Origin of the sequence: Mangrovivirga halotolerans (assembly GCF_026241165.1) — a bacterium.
Taxonomy (GTDB): Bacteria; Bacteroidota; Bacteroidia; order Cytophagales; family Cyclobacteriaceae; genus Mangrovivirga; species Mangrovivirga halotolerans.
Genome location: NZ_JAPFQN010000012.1, coordinates 30,080 through 52,051, shown reverse-complemented (window position 1 = coordinate 52,051; position 21,972 = coordinate 30,080). Strand labels below are relative to the sequence as shown.

The window sequence follows — 21,972 nt, the reverse complement described above, 5'->3', positions numbered from 1 at the left end:
TTGTATTGCTGGATTTTTTTCAAATTTGAAATATGGATTTCATTCTTATATATAAAGCATTAAAACGTAAGTGGTGGTTATTAGTAACTGTTCCAATTCTGGCAGCTACTATTGCCTATTTTGTTGCTAGTTCTGCAGAAAAGGTTTATAAATCTACTACTCAACTATCTACTGGAATCACTACTGATGAAGGGGTTACTTTTAATGAGGATGGAAACTTCAATCCTTTTGAAATTGAATCCAAGTTTACAAACCTGATTGAGAACATCAAATCAGAAACCATTATCAACATGGTTTCCTTAAAGCTTTTGCTTCACGACCTTGATCAGCCAGATGCTTTCAGATACATCGAAAATTACGATGATGGAAGACCAATTTATTCTAAAGAAGACTTTAAGACAGCAAAGGAAATAGCAAAAAATAAATATGATTCATTAAAAGGGATTTCAACTTTTAATAGTGATGAAAGGATGGTTGCCAAACTCTTAAAGGATTTGGGCTATGATTATAAAAGCCTGATGGAGGAAATGGAAATCAGACGGGTAAGTAATTCTGATTATATAAGTATCAACTATATTTCAGAAGATCCATATTTATCTGCCTTTGTTGTTAATACCCTGGCCCAGGAGTTTATCAGGTATCAAAATAAAAATGTAGTAAGTCAAAGTGGTCAATCTATCCAGTTTTTTGAAGAGCTTTCGAAACAAAAGAAAGAACAGCTTGATGAAAAAATTTCTGAGTTGGAAAGCTTTAAGGCAGCTAATAATGTGATCGACACTGAAGTTCAAAGTGAGAGTAATGTTTCAAAAATATCTGACCTAGAAAGCCAGCGTTCGGAGGTTCGAAGAGAGATCTATAGTTTAAATCTGCAACTTGAAAATATCAACCAGAAAATAAGAAACCATGGTGGAGAAGGAAATCAATCCGGATCATATGGCAGAATTTTACAGTTGCGAAACCTGATTAATGAAGTAAATAAAGAATATATCCGCACAGGGGATGAGGTATTGCTAGATTCACTTCAAAACCTCAGAGCAGAACGTGACCGATTACAAAGTCAGGCATCTACAGGTACCACCATTGGTGGAGAGAAGGTGAGTCTTGCTGAACTGCGAGATACCAAAGATGATATTGAGCTACAATTAAGGGTGGCTAGAGAGACTTTATTAGATATTAATAGTGATATAGCCAGCCTTCAATATAATGTTAAAGATTATGCCTCAGTTGAAGGCCGACTGGGTGCTCTACAGCAGGAAGTAGATCTTGCACAGCAGGAATATCTCGCAGCACAGGAAAAATTGAATGACGCAAGGAACAAATCCAAAATTTCAGAAAGTTCTATCAAGCAAAGCATGATAGGTCAACCTGCTACCGACCCGGAGTCTACTAAAACTATTATTATAACAGGGTTTGCCGGGTTATTAAGTTTTATCCTATGCGTATTCGGGATAGTATTTGTTGAGTATCTTGATTTTTCTATAAAAACGCCTACACAGTTTATCAGGCAGACAGGACTTCCTTTTGCAGGAGCTATTAATCATATAAAGGAAAATGATAAGCTTAATCTACAGGATCTGTTTGGCAGTGATTCTGACAATGAAGAACTTAATATATTTAAACAGGAACTCCGTAAAATCCGGTTTGAAATTGAACAGTTAAAACCAAAATCAATTCTTTTTACCAGTACAAGGCAAGGGTCAGGAAAGACATTTTCACTTTTATGTCTTGCCTATTCTTTGAGTTTGATTAATAAAAGAATCTTGATTGTAGACACTAATTTTAAGCACAATTCATTAACCGATATTTTGATTGTAAGTCCATATAATAATCAGATCGAGCAAAAAAGCAGGGTAAGAAGATCCTTAAAGCTATTAGATGGTGGAGCAGGTAAAGCCAGCTTTACGGAAGAGCCTGAAAATGGTGAGGAATATAATGAAGACAATGAATCAATTATTAGGACAACTAGTCATAAGCTAATTGATGTGATCGGCTGTAAGACAGGAACTGATTCTCCATCTGAAATTTTCAGTGGAAGAAATTTTGATAAAATGCTCGAGGAGTTTAAGCATCAATATGATTATGTTTTGCTTGAAGGAGCTGCTCTTAATGATTTTCCGGATTCTAAAGAATTGATTTCTTATGTAGATGCAGTAATTCCAGTTTTTTCGGCTGATACTGTATTAAAGGTGATTGATAAAGAATCTATTAAATACCTTAAAACATTAAAAGGAAAACTGATTGGTTCGATTTTAAATAAGGTGACAACAGAAAATCTGAAAATCTAGTCAGCACCTAAAAGAATTATTTTTGGAGTTTCCCTGGCTGTAAGTGTAAGCTTTTTATTTGTTAGTACTTCAGTTGATATTTTCCCCACTTCTTTTTTATCTTTTAATTCAACAATAGTTACTCTGTTGTGTTTTTGATTATTTAAGGCTATTTCTATTTTGGTAATTTTATCTTTTGAAGTACCTAACCAAATGATATAAGCTTCTTTACCATTGTTGGGATTATATAATTTGATCTTGTGTAAATTGGTAGTCGAATCTACCTTCAAATCCTCTATAATAAACTCTCTCAAATGATGATTAATAGTGGAGTAATAATACCAAGAAGTCTTTTTTTGATATCCGGTATGTTTTGAAGAAGTTAATCCGCTATTCATATAAGTTTGGAAACTTTCCTCATTTCCATCTCTAAGCATAAATTGGGTCATCCGGTTAGCTCCTGCAGCCTTTCCAATTATAATTGATCTGATTAACCATGCAGCCTGAACTTCTTCCGATGTTAAATTACCTAAAGCAGGAGCAATTTGACTTCCCTTTGTCTGGGTGTCGTAACCAAATTCAGTGATCCATAATTCTTTTCCTGGCAGATATTTATCTCTAAAATTGCTTAATCTTTTTATTTTATAAAATAATGAATCAGCTTCCGGCGATATTCCTTTGGTAGCCTTACCATGCTGAGTGCCTCCATTATTTGAATAGTGATGAAAGTTTATCACATCCCACACAAACTTTTTATCAGTACGATTATGTTCACACCAAAATTTCATCGCTTTGACATATTCAAGATTAAAAGTTGCCAGGCCTGCCATTACCAACTTAGAGTTAGGGTCGGCATTTAATATTCCAAATGTTTCTCCCATTTTACCCTGATGCCCATCATAATCTGCGCTTGAAAGGGCTGCATATTCAAAAGGAGTAAAATACTGTACTCTTGACATCCACCATTTGTCTGGTTCATTCCAATTTTCATAATACTGCAAAACCCCCATACCCGAGATTTTTTCTTGTGATGAATGAAGTTTTAACAAGTCCTTTTTTACAGAATTTGAGCCATATCTCGCAGCAAATTGAAACATGTGATCTGCATGTTCTTTATAGTCAAATGGATTGCCAGGATCTCCTTTTGTTGGTTTATTTTCGAGTGATTTTTCCCCTTCTCCGGTCATCCATAGAGTTGTTCCTACCATAACAGGAACTACAATTTTCCCTTTTTGATGTAGTGTCTTATAATAGCTGTCAAAGTTCCAGCCGTTACCAGCAATTGTGGGATTAAACCTGTTTAAATTACTTGGGAAACCTTGATAATTTTTGTTTCTGGCACCTTCCATCCAGTCCCACTGATGATATTCACGGACAATATAGATTGGATCTAATGCAGTATGTGGTACATCAATAAAGCTATTTGTGCCTAATACATTCTTTAACTGTTTTAGTGAATTATTTAAAGGGTTAGAATTAATTTTTTCAGGCCTACCAATTTCTTTTATTAAAGTACCACTTATTACTATTTCATTAATATTCACTTCAGGCCCGGACAATATGATTTGCAGGTACCTTGTTTCCCATTCAACTGACGTTGTTTGCCACTGATTATACTTATTAGTAGATAGCTTAACTCCTTCAGACCATTCAAAAGGCTTTCCAAAGTTAATTTTTAATTCCCCGGTTGATGATCCATCATAGAAGCTTATGCTATCGATTTTATATTCATTGTTCAGGTCAATAATGAGCTCAGCAGGATAGTGCCATTTTGGAGAATAAGGAGGCTTCCAGGAGGTTTCCGGTTTTCTTTTATTTTGCTCGTCAAATAAGAGAAAAGCATTTCCCTGGGTGGTAACATTTATGATCTGTTCAGGCTTTATTTCTATTTTTTTGACAGGTGGAAGAGAAGTTTGATTTGTACACCCTGTTGTTTTAGTGTAAATTATTATTATTAAAATACAAAAAATAGTCTTACATTTGAACTTTGTCATAAATAGTATTTTTTGATATCACTATGCATATAGTAATAACGATATTTCTTGGAATAATCTTTCTATATTTTGGCTTTTATATAGTTTACTTTTTGCTTTTTTCGATTGCTGGGCACTTTTATAAGGTAAAAATAAATTTATCTGAAAATAATAAAGTAAGATTTTTAATCATGATACCAGCGTATCGGGAGGATGAAATAATTCTCCATACAGCTGAGGAAGCAGTAGCACATAATTTTAAGAATGGAACATTTGAGGTTGTCGTTATTGCCGATAAATTAAAAGATGATACGATAGAAAAGCTTAGAGAAAGGGGAGCAAATGTTGTAGAAGTATTTTTTGAGAGAAGCACAAAAACGAAATCAATAAATAAAGCATTAGATACAATCAAGGAAGAATATGACAGAATACTAATTCTGGATGCTGATAATGTCATGAGAGAGGGTTGCCTTGATGAAATAAGTAGATATTTGGATGCTGGATATTATGCGGTGCAGGGCCATAGAACTGCTAAGAACCGGGATTCATCTTTTGCTTTGCTGGATTCTATAAGTGAAGAGATAAATAATCATGTTTTTAGAAAAGGACATAGAGCTTTAGGGTTTTCTTCTGCCCTGATTGGATCAGGAATGGCTTTCAAATACGATTTTTTTAAAGAGATCATGCATGGAAATGAAGAAATGGGAGGAGAGGATAAAGAGGCAGAGTTTAGAATAATAGGAAGGAGAAAGAAAATTGCTTACGCTGATGATGCAATTATTTATGATGAAAAGGTTTCTAATGCAGATGTTTTTGCCAAACAAAGAACACGTTGGATTGCCGGGCAGTTTTATTTTTTTCGGGATCATTTTTTACCTGCTTTCAGAAATCTTTTCAAAGGTAATTTTGACTATTTCGAAAAGTTCCTTCAATCATTTATACCTCCGAGGGTAATTCTATTAGGTGTGTTACCTGTCTTAGCCTTGTTAAGCATCTTAATCGATTCCAAAATATCCTGGTATTATTGGGTGATTTTACTAATCATCTTTTTAATTGCCAACCTGATAGCGATACCAAAGAGATTTTATAACAAAGATTTTTTAAGTGCTGCAATGCAATTGCCCAAAGCAATTTATGCAATGATGACTGGAATTTTTGGAGTTACCAAAGCTCATAAGACCAATTTTCACACACCAAAAACAAAAAAATCTGTCGAAAAAGAATAAGACGTAAGTAGAATTATCCTATTCTTGTCACTTTTTTTGTAATGCAAACGTTTGCAACCGGGTGTGGCTTGCATGTAGAATATTTCCACAATCCAAAATCTAACATCCACAAAAGCAGCTATAATGCCACTATAGCTATGAATATTTCAATTTTAAGGCCTCACATTGTGTCTCAAGAATCTTTTTATATTACAATTATTTAATTCCTTACATTCATTCGAATATGCCCGAAACCGGGTGTTTAGTTTATTATAAGACCCATACATTTGCAACCGATATACTTGACAATCAGCTATTCGTGGCTGATAAATTAAAACACAAAACCAGCAAATTAGATGGAGAGAACTAAAATTCTATTCCGCGGGCTTCTTTTAATAATCTTATTGGGTACTGCATTTCAGGCAGTAGCTCAAACTTCGCCTGCCGATCGACAAACACAGCAATCATTCACATCGCAAACAGTAGCTCCGGGTGAAACCTTTGGCTATTGGGAGTATTTGCCTTCAAATTACACTCAATCAGGATCTCAAGTTCCTTTGGTAATATTCCTTCACGGGATGGGCGAAAAGGGGTCTGACCTAAATAGGGTTCTTGCAACCGGACCTCCTAGACAAGTTAAATACGGAAAAGACTTTCCTTTTGTAATGATTTCTCCTCAAACCAGGTATCCATGGGATTGGTCTCCTGAGTTCGTTGAAGAAATAGTCGTTCACATGATAAAAAAATATAATATTGACCCTGACAGAGTTTACCTTACCGGTTTGAGTATGGGAGGAAACGGAGTTTGGGATTATGCTGCCACTGGTAACTATGCTGATAAATTAGCAGCGATAGTTCCTATTGCCGGATGGATGACTAAAGATGGTTGTAACCTGAAGGATCTTCCAATATGGGGATTTACTGGTGAGTATGATGGCCCTGGGTCACCAAATACAGGTACTGAAAAAGCTGTGGCTGCATATAAGAATTGTGTTCCTAATCCAACTCCTGCTCCTAAACTTACTGTGTACGCTGGTGTAGGTCATAATGCCTGGGACAGAGCTTATGGTGACGATAATACTTGGAACTGGATGTTATCTCAAAGAAGAGGAAGTTCTTCCGGGGGAGGATCTGATCCAATTTCTGGAACTCCAACAGTACAGGCACCATATGATAAATCTATTACTTTACCTACTAATAGCATTTCTCTAAAAGCTACAGCAGGACACACTGCGGGTAAATCTGTTACAGTTAAATGGTCAAAGATATCAGGTGGTTCAGCTAATTTAAGCGGTATAAATACAACTACATTAAATGTGTCGGGTATGACCGTAGGGTCTTATACATTTCAAGTTGTAGCTACAGATGGTGCGGGTCAAACTGCTAAAGACCAGGTTATAGTTACTGTAAAAGAAAATGTAACTAATCAACCACCAAGTGTAAACCTTGGGGCCGATAAAGTAATAACCCTTCCTACCAATTCAATCACATTAAACCCTACAGTGTCTGATCCGGAAGGTGGAGCGATGACTTACCAATGGCAAAAACTAATGGGGCCATCAGTTACAATGAGTGATATGAAGAAATCTTCATTGAACCTGACTAATATGGTTGAAGGAACTTATAAGTTCAGATTTGTTGCCTACGACAACAAAGGTAATATGGGTTATGATGATACGTATGTATATGTGAAAAAAGGCGATGGCTCAGGCTCTACCGAACCTGCACCGGGTGGATCTTTCACTTATAATTATTATGAAGGCACTTATAGTAATCTTCCAGACTTTTCAAGGTTGACTCCAAAAAAATCGGGTACAGCCACAGATATAAGTCTTTCTTATGCTGATGCAAGCAATACTTTCTTGTTAGAATTCATAGGAAGCATCACTGTTCCAGCTTCAGGAGAGTACACTTTTTACCTGACTTCTGATGATGGTTCAAAATTAAAGATCAATGGAAGTACAGTAATTAATAATGATGGGTTGCATGGCGCAGTAACAAAACAAGCTAAAGTAAACTTGACTAATACTGCAACACCATTTGTATTAGAATACATGGAAAATTGGGGTGGTGAAACATTGAAGCTTGAAGTTTCAGGTCCTGGTATCACCAGACGAGTTGTTCCTTCTTCATGGTTTACTGGAGATAATTCTACTTCTACGGGAGGCACTAATGATGGAACTGTTAGCGGAGTAATGAATGTTAACTTCACTCATCTAACCACAGATGTTGCAGACTGGAACTCTACAAAATCTTATCCTGATGCAGGATTTGTAACTTCAGTATTGAAAAACACTACCGGAGCTAAAACGAGTGCTAAAATTAAAATCGGTAATGGGTTCAGATCAGCATCCGCTAATGGTATGACAACGAATAATACCGATGAGATCCTTCCTGATAACGTAATGAAAACATTCTATTATGTTATGCCAGGAGATGTTGGTAGAATTGTGATAACAGGTCTGAATTCATCTCTTACTTATAACTTAAACCTTTTTGGTAGCCGTGATGGTGGAGGAGATAGAACAACAGTATTTACAGCTGGTGGAAAATCAGGAAAAGTACAAACCGGTTTTAATACAGATAAATGGGTATCATTAAAAGAGATATCGCCTAATTCAAATGGTGAAATCCATATCAATGTTCAGGTTGCTCCAGGTGCTATGTACGGTTACATTAATGCCATGATCATCGAAGAAATAGGAGGAACAAGCACAACTTCTGCTTCTATGACTACTTCAAGTACCACTGGTATTAAGCCTTATCCAAATCCTTTCAAAGATTACATCAATGTAGGGTTTGAAGCCGGTAAAACTGGTACTGCTAATGTTGAGATCATGGATGCAAACGGAGTGAATTATTATAATAATTCATATGAAGTGACAGAAACGATGACAGAATTTACTATTGAATTAGGATCTGCAGATTTTCCTACGGGTACTTATTACTTAAAAGTGAGTGGTGCCGGGTTTGATGGAATGCCTGTAAGAATATTAAAAGAGTAGATTGGAAATAGATAGTTGTATGTTTAAAGCCGGGTTTATTGCCCGGCTTTTTTTATTTGAGTTTCTGTGATCATTTCTGCTACATCCTCTGTAAAAAGCTCAACTCCATATTTATTTAAATGGTCTTCATCAACAAAGAGATCAAATCTTTTATTATACTTATCTCCAAAATTATAGAACTCGACTCCTCTTTTATTAAGATAATGTTCAAATTCATTGAGGCCTGAAAAATATTTCTGATCAGTCTCTGCATTTGCAAAAGGGCAGACAAAAACAACTAGCTCGATATCATTTTCTTTACACATTGAAATAATCTTATTGAGATACTTCATCTGGCCAGTTGTATCAAAATTATATTCGAATAAATCCTTAGTCCCATGGTAGTCGGTGCTTTCGTATATTTTAGTACCATAGGCATCATATGCAGGCTGCTTGAAATCAAAAAGGCTATTGGCTAATTGATGCAAACCCCAGGTTGTATTTTGTTCTGCGTACCTGACAAAAGGCAAATAGCGGTATAACTTCCATTTTAATCCAAACTCTTTATAATGGTCGTAAACAGCCTTTTCTTTGTAATAAGGGAAAAATCGGGGATAGGAAAACTGCCCAATTACCTCTGTGTCTGCTTCCCAGTTATCTACATTTAAGTAAAGAGTATTTATTTTATTTCCCCTGTTTAAAAACATTTCAAGCATTAAAGCATGAGTTGGGGTGGTACTTCCATCCAATGATATATTTATACCTTTCAATCCGGTGTTCTCAACTACCTCTTCTGTGTCGATACAAGTATATGGCCTGCTACTACCATGAATGGCAAAATCATATACGTTATTTTCTTTGTTATTCAGCCATTGAGTTTTGTAATAAGAACCTTGCTGATAAATGTTAGTAAAAAGAACATCCAGCAACCAAAAAGTTGAATAAACAATAACTAAAAAGACTAGCAGATATTTTATTAACTTTTTCATTTTAAAACTGGAAATATATAAAGTCACTTGGGTCGACAAAGACACCAAATAGAGCTATAATAATTAATAAAAAGATATAAGAAGCCCATCTTACCCATCTGAGCTTGTGAAATAATGAAATAGTAGTTTTCCATTGCATCATCATTTCAATGATCAGTAGTAAAATAATCAATGGAATACCGATAGCAAGATTATAAAGTTCTTTGGTTTCTATTCTTTTAATCTCCCCAATTATATTAGCATTCCAATTTAACATATTGTCGATAATATCAATGGCTTCATTGAGGCCGGGAGCCCGGAAAAAGATCCACGCAAATATTACCAGAAATAATGTATATGAACGCTGAACCCAGATCGGAAATTTAAACTTGAATAAGGGCCTGACTCCATGATAACTTTCGATCGATACTGCAAGGCCATGAATAAGGCCCCAAATTACAAATGTCCAGGCGGCTCCATGCCAAATGCCGGATACAACGAATGTGATAAATAAATTCAGGACCCATCTGAAAACCGAAACTCTGTTTCCTCCAAGAGGAATATAAACATAATCTCTGAACCAAGTAGATAGCGAAATATGCCATCTCCCCCAGAATTCCTTCACTGATTTACTAAAATACGGGGTTCTGAAGTTAGTCATCAGGTCAATGTTAATAATCCTGGCTGCACCAATAGCAATATCAGAGTACCCACTGAAATCACAGTAGATCTGAAAAGTAAAGAAAAGAGTTGCCATTATTGGCCAGGGGCCATGAAATTGATCTGGGTTGTCATATACAAGATTAACAAAAAACGCCAGCCTGTCTGCAATAACTACCTTTTTAAACATCCCCCATAACATCTGCCGTAATCCAAGAACGATATTTTCATATCGAAATCCTTTAAGTTCACGAAGTTGGCCAAGTAAATTTTGAGGTCTTTCAATCGGACCGGCAACCAGTTGAGGAAAAAAACTTACGTATAATGCAAAGATTCCAAAGTTCTTTTCTGCATGGGTTCTCTTCATGAACACTTCAATAGTATATGAAAGAGTCTGGAAAGTATAAAATGATATCCCAACAGGGAGAATTACGTCTGCATAGGGCAAAACGATTTCTTTATCCCAAATGGCAACAGCCATATTGATGTTGTCAATAAAGAAATTATAATATTTGAAATAGAATAATAATCCCAGATTAACACTTAAACTTATCAGTAAGAGGAGCTTTCGCCTTCTTTCATTTGCTGAAGATTCAATACCAAGGGCTACAAAATAATCCACAACAGTACTTAAGACGATCAATCCAATATATTCCCACTTCCACATCATATAGAAGTAGTAGCTGGCGATTAGGAGCAAGATCCACTTCACGGTTTTGGGCAGCATAAAAAATAAGCTGACAACTACCGGAAAGAAAATTAAAAAATGAATCGAGTTAAAAAGCATATTTTTTATTTAAACCAATGTGACAGATCTCGCTCTATCAGTTCCTGAAATTTCATCGTGTCATCGTAATAAATTTCACGGGTCAGTGTTTTTTCGATTTCCTGATCAATCCCGGGCTTTTCGAGATTTTTACCCCTTAGTTTATTTAGTTGCTTCTGTATGATCAAGCTTTCTTTAAGCTTACTATACATGCCCGGAACCACTGATTTGATCGTCTTAAACAAAATGCTATCTGTTCCATATAGCTTGTCGAGGATCTTATTTTTAATAAATCCAGACTGATTAAACCTGATTGATGTGTCCGGATTAAAATCTGAATCAACCCCTACAAAAGAATAAAGTTCTGAAATAACTCTTTCGGGATCGGACCTCAAATCATCATATAAAAATACTTTAATTTGGCTTTTATCAAAAAGTTCGTAATAACGGGAAAGATGTTTATAGTAAAAACCTTCCTTTACAAGGTCATTTCTCAACCACCATATACTTTCTTTATCCAAAACTTTATCAAAAGTGGTTCCCATTAAGTTATTTTCCCTGGCCAGGTGAAGGTATCTTGAATATAACCTTTCGGATGGTTTTCTAAAGATCGCAATGATCTTTACATCAGGAATATATTTCTTTATATTAGATGGTGCTTTGTCACCATATAAATACATTGTGGAAGATTCCCCTTTTTTCTGAAAAGGTTCAGCTGGTTCAAATAGCTTTTGATATTCTTTTAGATCAGTTACTGCCCATGGAAAATCATACAGATTTAGCGGATCATCTTCTTTGGAAACTATTTCTTCGCCCTCTAATGCAAAAAAGTAGGGTTCCTTTATTTTACTCATGTATATTTCCGGGTGTTGATCCAGATAATTGTGCAAAGAAGTAGTGCCTGATTTACCTGCTCCGATCAATAAAAAGTCCGGAAATAAGCTTTTGGAATTATCTGACATAAATTAAAAAACAATAATAGGACGAAAGTTTCATTAAATTGTATAATAATTATAATTTAGTGGCAAATATAAAAATCTAAATTACTATCAGTATACATCATTAGCAAAATAAATCAATTTTTTCAGAGCATATTTATACTAACTTTTTAGATGTCGCCATCGGATAAAAAATATTGGATCAAGTCAGGTAGCTATACATTGATGCAGCGAGTTGCAATGACCCTTTTTGGTCTGGCAAGCTTCCTGCTCCTGATTCGCCTATTGCCAAAATATGATTATGGTATCTGGGTACTTTTTGTATCCATTACTTCAATTTTTGAAGTGATCCGTAATGGTTTTATAAGAAATCCACTTGTTAAACATATTACCAGTCATGAAGAAGAGGATCATAGTATGATCTATAGTGCTTCCTGGATTCTCAATCTTCTTTATAGCATTTTAATTGCGCTTTTAATTTTAGTTTTCAGGTTTTCATTAGAATCTGTATGGAATGCTGCTGGCCTTTCAGAAGTATTGATTGTATATGTAGTTACAAATTTTTTGCTGATCCCTTTTTCTCAATTTGAATATATAAACCAGAGTAACTTTGATTTCAGGGGTACGTTTTGGATTTATTTTACCAAACAGGGATTCTTTTTTCTCTATGTCCTTTACTGTTGGTTTTATTATCCTGAGGTGACATTGTTAAACCTGGCAATAGCACAGGCAGCCGGGGTTTTTGTAGCTGCAGGGATTGGATTTATTTTTACTAAACCGTTTATAAAAAACCGAGTTAGATTCTCTTTTAAATGGTTTGGCGATTTATTCCATTTTGGAAAATATACATTGGGCACCAATATTAGTACCATGTTATTTAAAAATACCGATAAGTGGATGCTCGGATCAATGATGTCTCCTGCCATGGTAGCTCTTTACGAACCAGCAGTCAAAATAAGCAGCTTAGTAGAAATTCCTACAATGAGTATTGCCACAATATTATTCCCTCAGGCATCCAAACGAATCCGAGAACAAGGGGAACAGGCTGTTGCCCCATTATACGAAAAATCAGTGGGTTTAATATTAGCTCTGATTATTCCACTTGTGATCTTCGTATTAATATTTCCTCATTTTGTAATTAAGATTCTTGCGGGTGCAGAATATGTGGAAACAGCCTTTGTGGTACAAGTAACAATATTTTATGCTTTGGTCGAACCATTTGCCAGGCAGTTTGGAATTGTAATGGATGCAACGGGTAAACCAAAAATCGGATTTTATTTTATCGTATTTAGTGCCATCCTTAATGTTGTTTTCAATTATATATTTATTACCTACTATGGTTTAGTCGGGGCAGCTTATGGTACTTTAAGTTCACTATTGATAGGCCTTATAATTAACCAGGTTTATTTGAGCAGGAACCTGAGTGTGAGTTTTACAAGAGTTATCAAAGAGTGTTTATTATATTATAAAAAAGGATTGAGCTTATCCGCAAAATATGTAAAGTGACAATGGAGAAAGAAATTACTACTAAAGAAGATATTTTATTTTTTACGCTTTCGAGGTGGGATTCACCTATATCATCTCCGTCATTAGCTCTTGCCAAAGAATTTGCCAAGACTAACCGTGTATTTTATGTAGACCATCCATTTTCGTTCAAGGATCTCATAAGTAATTATACTTCTGATCAGATAAAGAACAGAACTAAAGTATGGTTTGGATCTTCTACGCGCTTTTCACAGGACAGTTCTTTACCTGAAAATCTAATTGTCGTAACCCCGGGATTGACATTGCCGATCAATTTTCTTCCCGAAGGGAAGATGTATAATTCACTTTCTGAATTTAATAACAAAATTGTTTTAAGAGCAGTCCGAGAAACTATTGATAAGTTTGACATTGAGGATTTTATTTATTTCAATGCATTTGATCCCTTCTTTATTCAAAAATTGCCTGCAGATATCAGACCAAAAGTTTCAGTTTACCAGTCAATGGATGATATTTCACAAGTCGCTTATACACATAAACATGGATCAAGGTTAGAAAGAGAGATCATTTCAAACTTTGACATTACTTTAACTACGGGTAAAGAATTACATAGAATTAAAAACGAAATTAAAGGCTCGGCATTTTATCATCCTAATGCTGCAGATCTGGATCTTTTCAAAAAGAGTCTTGACCCAAATTTAGAAACACCCTCTGACTGGCCTAATGGGGTAGATAAAAAAGTGGTAGGATTTATAGGCAATCTTGAAACGAGAACTGACTATCAACTGCTCGAGGGAGTGATAAATAAATTAAAGGATTATTCTTTTATATTTATTGGTCCCCGTGGTACTGATGAGTATAAAACTATAGATCTCTTTAATAAACCAAATGTTTATTATCTTGGATCTAAGAAAATTGATGATCTACCGGCCTATCTGAAGAAAATAGATGTGGCAATTATACCCTTTAAGTGTAATGTTCTAACAAAAAGCATTTACCCTTTAAAAATCAACGAATATTTAGCAGCAGGGAAACCGGTAGTGGCCACCAGGTTTTCTGAAGATATTCAGACCTTTTCTGAAGTGATCAGTTTTGGAAATGATTCTCAGGAATTTGCAGACAGTATTAAAAATGAATATGAATCTGATTCTGAAGCTAAGGTCCAGGCGAGAATTAAAGTAGCCGAAAATAATACCTGGGCAGCGAGGGTAGAGCAATTTTGGGAAATTTTGAAATCATTTAAAAACAGGAATCATGAGCATGCTGGATAAATCATGGATTAGTGAAAAAGTACTTAAATGGATTGTTTTAATTTTCTGTTTTGTAAGTACTTACTTTTTCTTTTTTAAAGTTGTGCTATTATAATTGATGCAGGACCTTGTCATAAAATATAAGGAAATATTAGTTATAGGTGTAATAACTCTTTTGTCATTCGCCATTGCATTTGTAATGGGAAAGGGAGGGTTTGCTATTAGCGCAGGTCTTCTGGCTGGAATTATCGGTCTGATAATTCTAACTATTTCATTAATATCACTTAAAGCAGGTGGAGTTGTTATTATGGTGCTGGGTTTTACTCTTGGATGGGTAAGAAAATACTTACCTGTTGATATTCCTGTCGGTCTTGCTTTGGATGCTGTCTGTTTTGTTTTATTAATTTATATTTTACTCAGGATGAAGAGCGAGAAGCGCTTTTCATTCCCCAATAATGCATTGACCTGGGTATGGCTTGCCTTTGTATTATATAATTTTGTTCAGATAGCAAATCCGTTTGCCTACAATCGAACTTTGTGGTTTAACGGTTTCAGAACTGCCCTTTTTCCCTTTATGGCTTACATATTATTTTATAATATCGTTCAAAATAAGGGGACGGTTAAATTATTTATTAAAGCGTGGTTAGTACTTGCCACATTAGCAGCTCTTTATGGCCTTCTCCAGGAGTTTTTTGGTTTTATGGACTATGAGGTTCAGTGGTTGTACCAACATCCTGAAGTAGCAACGAGAATATTCACCTTTGGCAGATGGAGAAGGTTTAGCTTTTTAGCCAGCCCTATGAGTTTTGGAATTATCATGGCATATTCTTCATTGCTATGTATGGTTTTGCTTGCAGGACCTTTTAAAAACCGAAATAAATTGATTCTGGCCTTCCTGATCGTTCTGATGCTATATGCTATGTCATTCACCGGAACCAGGACTGCTTATGCCCTCGTGCCAATAGGCTTGGTTTTTTATGCTATATTGACTTTTAGAAAACCAATAATTATCGGTGTGGGGATTATGCTTTTGGCTGGTGTTGTATTTATTATAATGCCTCCACTCAATGCCCAACATTATATAATTCAAACTGCATTTAAAGGGGATGATAAATCATATAATGTGAGGGCACAAAACCAGGAATTTATCCAACCTTATATTCAGGATCATCCAATTGGTTTTGGTTTAGGGAGCACTATGGAGTCTTCAGGCCATCCTGTTTTATCAGGATTTCCCCCAGACAGCCAGTTCGTTCAAATAACTTTAGATACCGGATGGATTGGACTTTTAATTTATTTAACTATATTCTTTTTAGGATTAAAAATCGGTGTTGAGGCTTATTTCAAATCCGATGATGGAGTTTTGAAAATATTTTTAGCCGCTTTACTGACAACAATATTTACCGTTATGGTAGCCAATTATCCACAGGAAGCAATGCTAATGGAAACAATGACTTTTTGGGCCATAGCAATGGGAATCGTGGTAAAAATGGCATCAATAATTGAAAACAAAGAACAAAATAATACCGCTATAGAATAAATTTTATGATCATGAAAAAGAATCTATTAATCATTTTTATTTTCATCGGAGCGTTATCGCTTAATGCTCAGAATGTTGACTATGATAAAGTTATTTTACCTGAAGAAGCTTCTGGATTATCATTTGAGGAAAAATTAGTTAGGCTTGCCTGGCTAAACTATCCATTAAATCGGGTTGCTGAAAATAATGTAGAAGTAGCACGAAGAGATATTCATCTTGCTCAATGGGACTGGCTTGACAACGTAGAGGCTCAGGGAAACCTTAACGAATTTAATATCGATCCTGCACCAGGAGAAGGAAACCAATTCTTTCCTAGATATAACTTCCGTTTAACTTTAAAGTTAGGCGATCTGGTAAATACACCCGTTGAAGTGAAAAGAGCCAGAGCTATTTACAGAAATTCACTGGAAGAAGTTAATGCTCAAAAATTGTCTATACGAAAAGAAGTACTTCAGCGATATGAAAATTTTAAATTGTATGATGAGTTACTAAGAATTTATACTGTATCCATGGAAGATGCTAATGCTGAAACAAAACTTTTGGAAGAGAAGTTCAAAAATGGAGAAACTACTCTAAATGAATACAATACGGCATTAAGGATATACAACACGGAAAGAATTAAACGAATGACCACTGAAAGAGATCGGGAGATCGCTAAACTGGAAGTAGAAGAAATGATTGGAATGAAGCTTGAGGAGGTTAATTAATTAATTCATGATAATGTGTTAACATCTGACTAGCGGCATTTTCCCAGGAGAAAAAGGAGGAACGTTTTAATCCCAGAGATTTTAGTTCTTCCCTTTTCTCTTTATTTTTTGCAAGATCAAGTAAAGCATCTGTGATGGTTTCTGGTTTATATGGATCAATCAGCCTGGCAGCTTTCCCAGCTACCTCAGGCATTGACGAAGTGTTTGAAGTGATCACCGGCGTGTTACATGCCATTGCCTCGATAATTGGTAAGCCAAAGCTTTCCCTTAATGAAGGATAGACATAAATTTTTGCGAGGTTATAAATCAACGGCATTTCATCTGCGCCAATATAACCTGGCAGTATAAAATGATATCTGTATTTGCTAAAGCCAGTTTTTTCTAAAATTGATTTTAAGACATTCTCATCCAGATCTAAAACCACCATTTTCAATGGACTATCTCCTGATTTTTCCAGGTAATCACAGTAAGCCTTGATCATGGCCGGGGTATTTTTTTTAGGAGCCGTATTACCTAAAAATAAAATAAAGTCATCCGGAAGAACATGTCTCGTTTTAAATTCATCAAGTTTTACCTGATCTTCAATTGGTTTAAAATTTTTACTTTTAGCATTATAAACAACTGAGATTTTTTCATCAGGAATATTCAATCTCTTAACTATCTTTTCTTTTTCAAATTCAGAAACAGTAATTATTTTTTTTGCATTCGCTACTACTCTCGGTACTACCAGTCGTCGATATATATTTCCAAAATTTTGATATGTAGTCCCTTTAAAATTTAAAGACTCCAGGTAAATAATATCGTGAAGTGTTAATATAGTTTTAACCCCGGGAAATAAAGGGCCGGTGTTGCTTGTGCAATGCAATATATCCGGATCAAAAGTTTTTACTTTTGACGGGAGGAGGTATTGTTCCCAGATAGGGTAGGGATAGCTTTTTGTTTTGGTAACCGTAACATTATTTTTATTGTAAAGGCAATTGTCATCTTTGTCGTCTTTAATAAAGATTCTGATCTCATCGGATGGCTCAAGGTCTTGCATGGCCCTGATTAATTCTAAAGTAACTACTTCCATACCATGCTTTCTTGGCCTGAATAACCGCTGCGCTTCAATTGCAATTCTCATCTCACTTAATTTTTTTTCTAAATTTTCTGCTTATTTCTTTAGTAAACAGTACTGATCCCTCGTTATTTAAATGGCCAAAATCGAAAGAATACTTAGCCAGATAAAGCTCCGGATACTCCTTGCCACTTGAAACACTTAGCACCTTATTTTCAGGAAACTGGTTCAAGATTGGAATTAATTCCATGTAGTTTTCCCTGGTTTGACGTGGAGGAAATAAAATAAACACTTTTATATCTTTGTCTTCTAGTTTTGAAATGATTCCTTTCAAATAATTATAATGATATTCATTGAAGCTATCATAGCTTTGATCAGAATAGCTTTCGATGCTAATATTTTTATATGTAGTTGCAGAGAGGGTATCCTTAAGAAAATCCTCATATCTCGATTCTAGAACTGTTCTGTCAGATTCATCTGTAGAAGGATCTTTCATCTCATCCATTAAAGGAAAATACCCATCTTGAGAAGGGCCGAGATAATATTTGTACCTTTCAGAGTCTGTATCAACAGTTTGATATTCCAGGTAATTACTGATATATCCTGCATTTGTAAAATCTAATGAATAGGATACTAAATGACTTATTGAACCATAAATTTTATTAACAGTAGATCTGTTGGAATTTAAAATTGACCTTACACTAAAAGTAACTGATTCATTGTCGTACCAGAAAGTGCTTCTTATAGTGCCGAGATTTTTTACACTTACATGATTGGTATTCATTAACTCTATAAAGATGTAATCAAGGTCACCTGGTTGAAGGGAATCTGACAGAGCACTAAGGAACCTGTAAGTATCAGCCGCACTCATTGTATGGACACCAAAATTGAATGTTTTCGTATCAATACCCGCTTCATTATTGAGACTATCAAAAGTCTTTACGTCAACCTGTCGATATAACCTGCTGGAACCAATCATTAGCGAATTATATTTTTCCAGGTTGTTGGTAAAATGATTGAATTTACTGTCCAGTCTTTCAAATCCCCATGTAACAGGCAGGGTTATAAATTGCTTGATTATCACATTAATAATCAAAACTGATATACATAGAAGAAGGGTTTTGAATAGTAGCTTTTTCATATCAGAACTGGAAATAAATGAAATCATTACTTGTAAATATCCCGAAATTCAGGATTGTTGCAATGAGTAATATATAAAAAACCCATCTTATTGGCTTCCCTTTAAATGTCATCCAATCTTCAATTTCTTTACTTCCTTGCAGGTTTTGTATCACCTCTAATATAAAGATAAAAGCGGCTGATGCGATCAGTTGATTTCCGGACGCATCTAATAAATCGAAGCTTAGCTGAGAAGCGTTAATTTCCAGACTATTTGAAAACAGGACCATGGCTTCGGTAATATTATTAGCTCTGAAAAATATCCAGCCTATCAACACTAAAATGAAAGTTGAAAATAGCTGAATCTTATTATACAGCCAGGGAACTTTATTTAAACCGATCTTTTCATTTATTTTATTTTTTGGCTTCTCATAAATAATAGCAAAAATGAGATAAAAACCGTGGAGTGCTCCCCAAACTATAAATGTCCAGTTTGCACCATGCCAAAAACCACTAACCAGGAAAGTTATAAACAAGTTCATATACCACCTGGGGCGACTTGCACGGTTTCCTCCAAGTGGAATATATACATAGTCCCTAAACCAGGTTGATAATGATATATGCCATCTTTTCCAAAATTCAGATATACTCTTTGAAAAATAAGGACGTTCGAAGTTTTTCATTAACTCAACTCCCAATATCCGTGCTGTCCCAATAGCAATGTCAGAATAACCCGAGAAGTCGCAATATATCTGATAAGCAAAAAGGACTGATCCGAAAATAACGTACCATCCGTGATATTCATTTGGGTTATTAAATATCTCATTTACTATCATTGCCGCCCTGTCAGCGATCACTAATTTTTTAAAAAACCCCCATGCCATCAGACGTAATCCGGAAGTAACCCTTGTGTAATTAAAGGATGTCTTACTCTTTAATTGAGGTAATAATTGACGCGGTCGTTCAATTGGGCCAGCTACAAGCTGAGGGAAATATGATACATACAGGGCGAAAGTAAATATGTTATTCTCCGCAGTTTGTTGTTTTCGATAAACATCAATTGTATAGCTCATCGTCTGAAAGGTATAAAAAGATATACCTACAGGTAGCAGAACCTGAAGGACAGGCACCTCATAATTTATATCAAATATATTGATTACATCCTGGACATTTGAGCTGAAAAAATTGAAATACTTAAAGAAAAACAGGATGCCCAGATTGGCCAGGACACTTATCATCAGTAAGAATTTTCTTCTTCGGTTATCAGATGATTGTTCTATGCCTTTTGCAACAAAAAAATCTATAAAAGTAGAAAGGAGGATCAGAATTATGTATTCTGCCTTCCAACTCATATAAAAATAATATGAGGCAATTAATAGCAGTACCTGACGATATCTTGGTTTTATCAGGAAGAAGATCGCTACTACCAGAGGGAAAAAAAATGCGAAATGTAAAGAATTAAAAAGCATATTTATTTCACATAAATGTCAATTGTGGCTCCTGGAATTTGCCTGGGAGCCGAGCATGTTTTAACTAATTTATACTCTTCTTCAAGACATTTTTTTATTTTATCAGGATAAAAATTATTTAGATTCGGAATATTCTCAAATAGTATCAGGTCGTATTTTTTGCTGTCTATTTTTTCACAATATTCTTCTACTTGTTTATCAAAAATACTGACTCTGTAATGAAACCATAAAGGAGTTCCATATTCATATTCCCAATTAAATTCATGGTTTAATGGAGTAAGTTCAGTCATATTCAAGACTTTTGGCTCTGCAGGAAGCCTTTTATTATAATCTTTTAGCCAGATCATAGTCTCGGCAGTGCTTTTAGGTACTTTTATTCGCTTAAAAGTGTCGAAAGGAGTAAATACCCACGGTTCTGTTTGCTCTTCAGAAGCTACTTTGTTAAAAGTAACCGGAGGACTTATACCGAACATAGAAGATGCATAACCCCAATATAATTCACTACCTAACAAGAATACTATAACAAACGCAATTGCCACCTTTTCAAAATTATATGATTTTATCAGTCTAAAAGGTTCGAAAATTCCAATAAAAATATAAGCATAAATAAAAGCATCATTGCCTAATTGCAGAACACTTGTGACTTTAGATACAATTCCAAGACACAAGATCCCACACACAGTTAAAATAAGATAAAAATCATTGGAAAATAATTTTAGTTCCCTTTTATATAGTTTATAGCCACCTATCCCGGCAATAACCAACAACCCGGCTTTTTCAAAGAAAGAACCTCCCAGGATTTTATGTAAAAAATTGACCGGCATTATCCTGGCACTGTGTGGGTCCTGACCATAATTAAACCAGTAATTTATATCGTGATCACTATGAAAAATAAATAAAAGGATAAGAGGCAAAACAAACGCTGCAGAAGATATCAAAGGCAGATAAATTCTTTTAGATTCAATGCTCTTAATAATGATTAAAATAGTAATAAAAATAATCCACAGCCCACCGTAATCTTGTTTTGTCCAAAAGGAAATAAAAGTAAATAATCCCGCCAGTACTAGTAAATAAGGTTTTTGAGACTGTAAAATGTATTTCAGAGTAAAATAAAGTCCGATTTGGCCGAAAACAAAGGCGCTATGATTATACCAGGGCCAGTAATTAAGAAAGATATATGTTAATCCGTATATTAAGCAGGCAATGGCAATGCTGTAAGGGTTTATTTTGAAGGCTCGCAAAATTTTTATAAAGGTCAGCCCCCCAATAAAATTTATAAATGCCTGATATATTATTAATGTGAATAACTTTGGGCCAAAGATCTTAAAAAAGAGAGAGGGAAGAAGCCAGTAAGCGTAACCCATTGGAATACCGAAATCTTTGAAAGGCATATCGCCATTCATTATTCGGTAAGCTCCCTCCCAGGATAAAAATATATTGATCCGATATGGATAGGAGAAAACTAATGGCAACACAGAAAAAAGTAAGACAATCACTACTTGTGAAGTAGAGATAATCCTTCTGGAGTTGATCATAGATCTATGTTCTTAATACGAATACGAAAATAGGAGTTTATTAATCAATTTCTAA

General features: G+C 35.1%; 15 protein-coding genes. 7 read left to right on the top strand and 8 right to left on the bottom strand.

Annotated features, from left to right (window positions below; all coding sequences use genetic code 11):
- Positions 1 to 32: 32 nt before the first annotated feature.
- Positions 33 to 2,285, top strand: a complete 2,253-nt coding sequence (locus tag OO013_RS18470; RefSeq protein ID WP_266058476.1) for an exopolysaccharide transport family protein — start codon at positions 33 to 35, stop codon at positions 2,283 to 2,285.
- Here OO013_RS18470 and OO013_RS18465 read toward each other — a convergent pair.
- Positions 2,282 to 4,258: a hypothetical protein gene (locus tag OO013_RS18465; protein WP_266058475.1), complete on the bottom strand. Its 1,977-nt coding sequence runs from the start codon at positions 4,256 to 4,258 to the stop codon at positions 2,282 to 2,284. The two genes, OO013_RS18470 and OO013_RS18465, sit on opposite strands and share 4 nt — an antisense overlap.
- Before the next feature lie 170 nt (positions 4,259 to 4,428).
- On the opposite strand from OO013_RS18465, the gene OO013_RS18460 reads away from it, so the two are divergent.
- On the top strand, positions 4,429 to 5,463 hold the full coding sequence (locus tag OO013_RS18460) for a glycosyltransferase family 2 protein (RefSeq protein WP_266058474.1): 1,035 nt from the start codon (positions 4,429 to 4,431) through the stop codon (positions 5,461 to 5,463).
- A 335-nt stretch (positions 5,464 to 5,798) separates the two neighbouring features.
- Positions 5,799 to 8,447, top strand: a complete 2,649-nt coding sequence (locus tag OO013_RS18455; RefSeq protein WP_266058473.1) for a PKD domain-containing protein — start codon at positions 5,799 to 5,801, stop codon at positions 8,445 to 8,447.
- Positions 8,448 to 8,482: 35 nt separating this feature from the next.
- Here the strand turns inward: OO013_RS18455 and OO013_RS18450 are convergent, their stop codons facing one another.
- The 3 genes from OO013_RS18450 to OO013_RS18440 all read right to left on the bottom strand — a co-directional run bounded on the left by OO013_RS18450 (position 8,483) and on the right by OO013_RS18440 (position 11,782).
- Positions 8,483 to 9,415 carry a hypothetical protein gene (locus OO013_RS18450; protein ID WP_266058472.1) on the bottom strand — a complete coding sequence of 311 codons (933 nt, stop codon included), beginning with the start codon at positions 9,413 to 9,415 and terminating at the stop codon, positions 8,483 to 8,485.
- A gap of 1 nt (position 9,416) precedes the next feature.
- A complete protein-coding gene (locus OO013_RS18445) occupies positions 9,417 to 10,766 on the bottom strand; it encodes an MBOAT family O-acyltransferase (protein ID WP_266058471.1) in 1,350 nt (449 codons plus the stop codon).
- Between the two features lie 80 nt (positions 10,767 to 10,846).
- The gene (locus tag OO013_RS18440) at positions 10,847 to 11,782 is read right to left on the bottom strand and encodes a sulfotransferase family protein (protein ID WP_266058470.1); all 936 of its coding nucleotides are present in this window, start codon (positions 11,780 to 11,782) and stop codon (positions 10,847 to 10,849) included.
- Positions 11,783 to 11,932: 150 nt separating this feature from the next.
- On the opposite strand from OO013_RS18440, the gene OO013_RS18435 reads away from it, so the two are divergent.
- The 4 genes from OO013_RS18435 to OO013_RS18420 all read left to right on the top strand — a co-directional run bounded on the left by OO013_RS18435 (position 11,933) and on the right by OO013_RS18420 (position 16,737).
- Entirely contained in the window at positions 11,933 to 13,264 is a 1,332-nt protein-coding gene (locus OO013_RS18435) for a flippase (RefSeq protein WP_266058469.1), read from the top strand.
- A gap of 2 nt (positions 13,265 to 13,266) precedes the next feature.
- The gene (locus OO013_RS18430; RefSeq protein ID WP_266058467.1) at positions 13,267 to 14,511 is read left to right on the top strand and encodes a glycosyltransferase; all 1,245 of its coding nucleotides are present in this window, start codon (positions 13,267 to 13,269) and stop codon (positions 14,509 to 14,511) included.
- A gap of 97 nt (positions 14,512 to 14,608) precedes the next feature.
- Complete coding sequence (locus OO013_RS18425) at positions 14,609 to 16,030, top strand: O-antigen ligase family protein (protein WP_266058466.1); 1,422 nt, start codon at positions 14,609 to 14,611, stop codon at positions 16,028 to 16,030.
- 11 nt (positions 16,031 to 16,041) lie between these two features.
- Positions 16,042 to 16,737, top strand: coding sequence for a TolC family protein (locus tag OO013_RS18420; RefSeq protein WP_266058465.1), 696 nt, complete (start codon positions 16,042 to 16,044; stop codon positions 16,735 to 16,737).
- On the opposite strand, the gene OO013_RS18415 is transcribed toward OO013_RS18420, so the two are convergent.
- Genes OO013_RS18415 through OO013_RS18400 form a run of 4 tightly spaced genes read right to left on the bottom strand, consistent with a single transcriptional unit; the run spans position 16,730 to position 21,917 of the window.
- Complete coding sequence (locus OO013_RS18415; protein ID WP_266058464.1) at positions 16,730 to 17,860, bottom strand: glycosyltransferase family 4 protein; 1,131 nt, start codon at positions 17,858 to 17,860, stop codon at positions 16,730 to 16,732. The genes OO013_RS18420 and OO013_RS18415 overlap by 8 nt on opposite strands.
- A gap of 1 nt (position 17,861) precedes the next feature.
- Positions 17,862 to 18,935, bottom strand: a complete 1,074-nt coding sequence (locus tag OO013_RS18410) for a hypothetical protein (RefSeq protein WP_266058463.1) — start codon at positions 18,933 to 18,935, stop codon at positions 17,862 to 17,864.
- A gap of 1 nt (position 18,936) precedes the next feature.
- Positions 18,937 to 20,382, bottom strand: a complete 1,446-nt coding sequence (locus tag OO013_RS18405) for an MBOAT family O-acyltransferase (protein WP_266058462.1) — start codon at positions 20,380 to 20,382, stop codon at positions 18,937 to 18,939.
- A 2-nt stretch (positions 20,383 to 20,384) separates the two neighbouring features.
- Positions 20,385 to 21,917 carry a hypothetical protein gene (locus OO013_RS18400; protein ID WP_266058461.1) on the bottom strand — a complete coding sequence of 511 codons (1,533 nt, stop codon included), beginning with the start codon at positions 21,915 to 21,917 and terminating at the stop codon, positions 20,385 to 20,387.
- Positions 21,918 to 21,972: the final 55 nt, after the last annotated feature.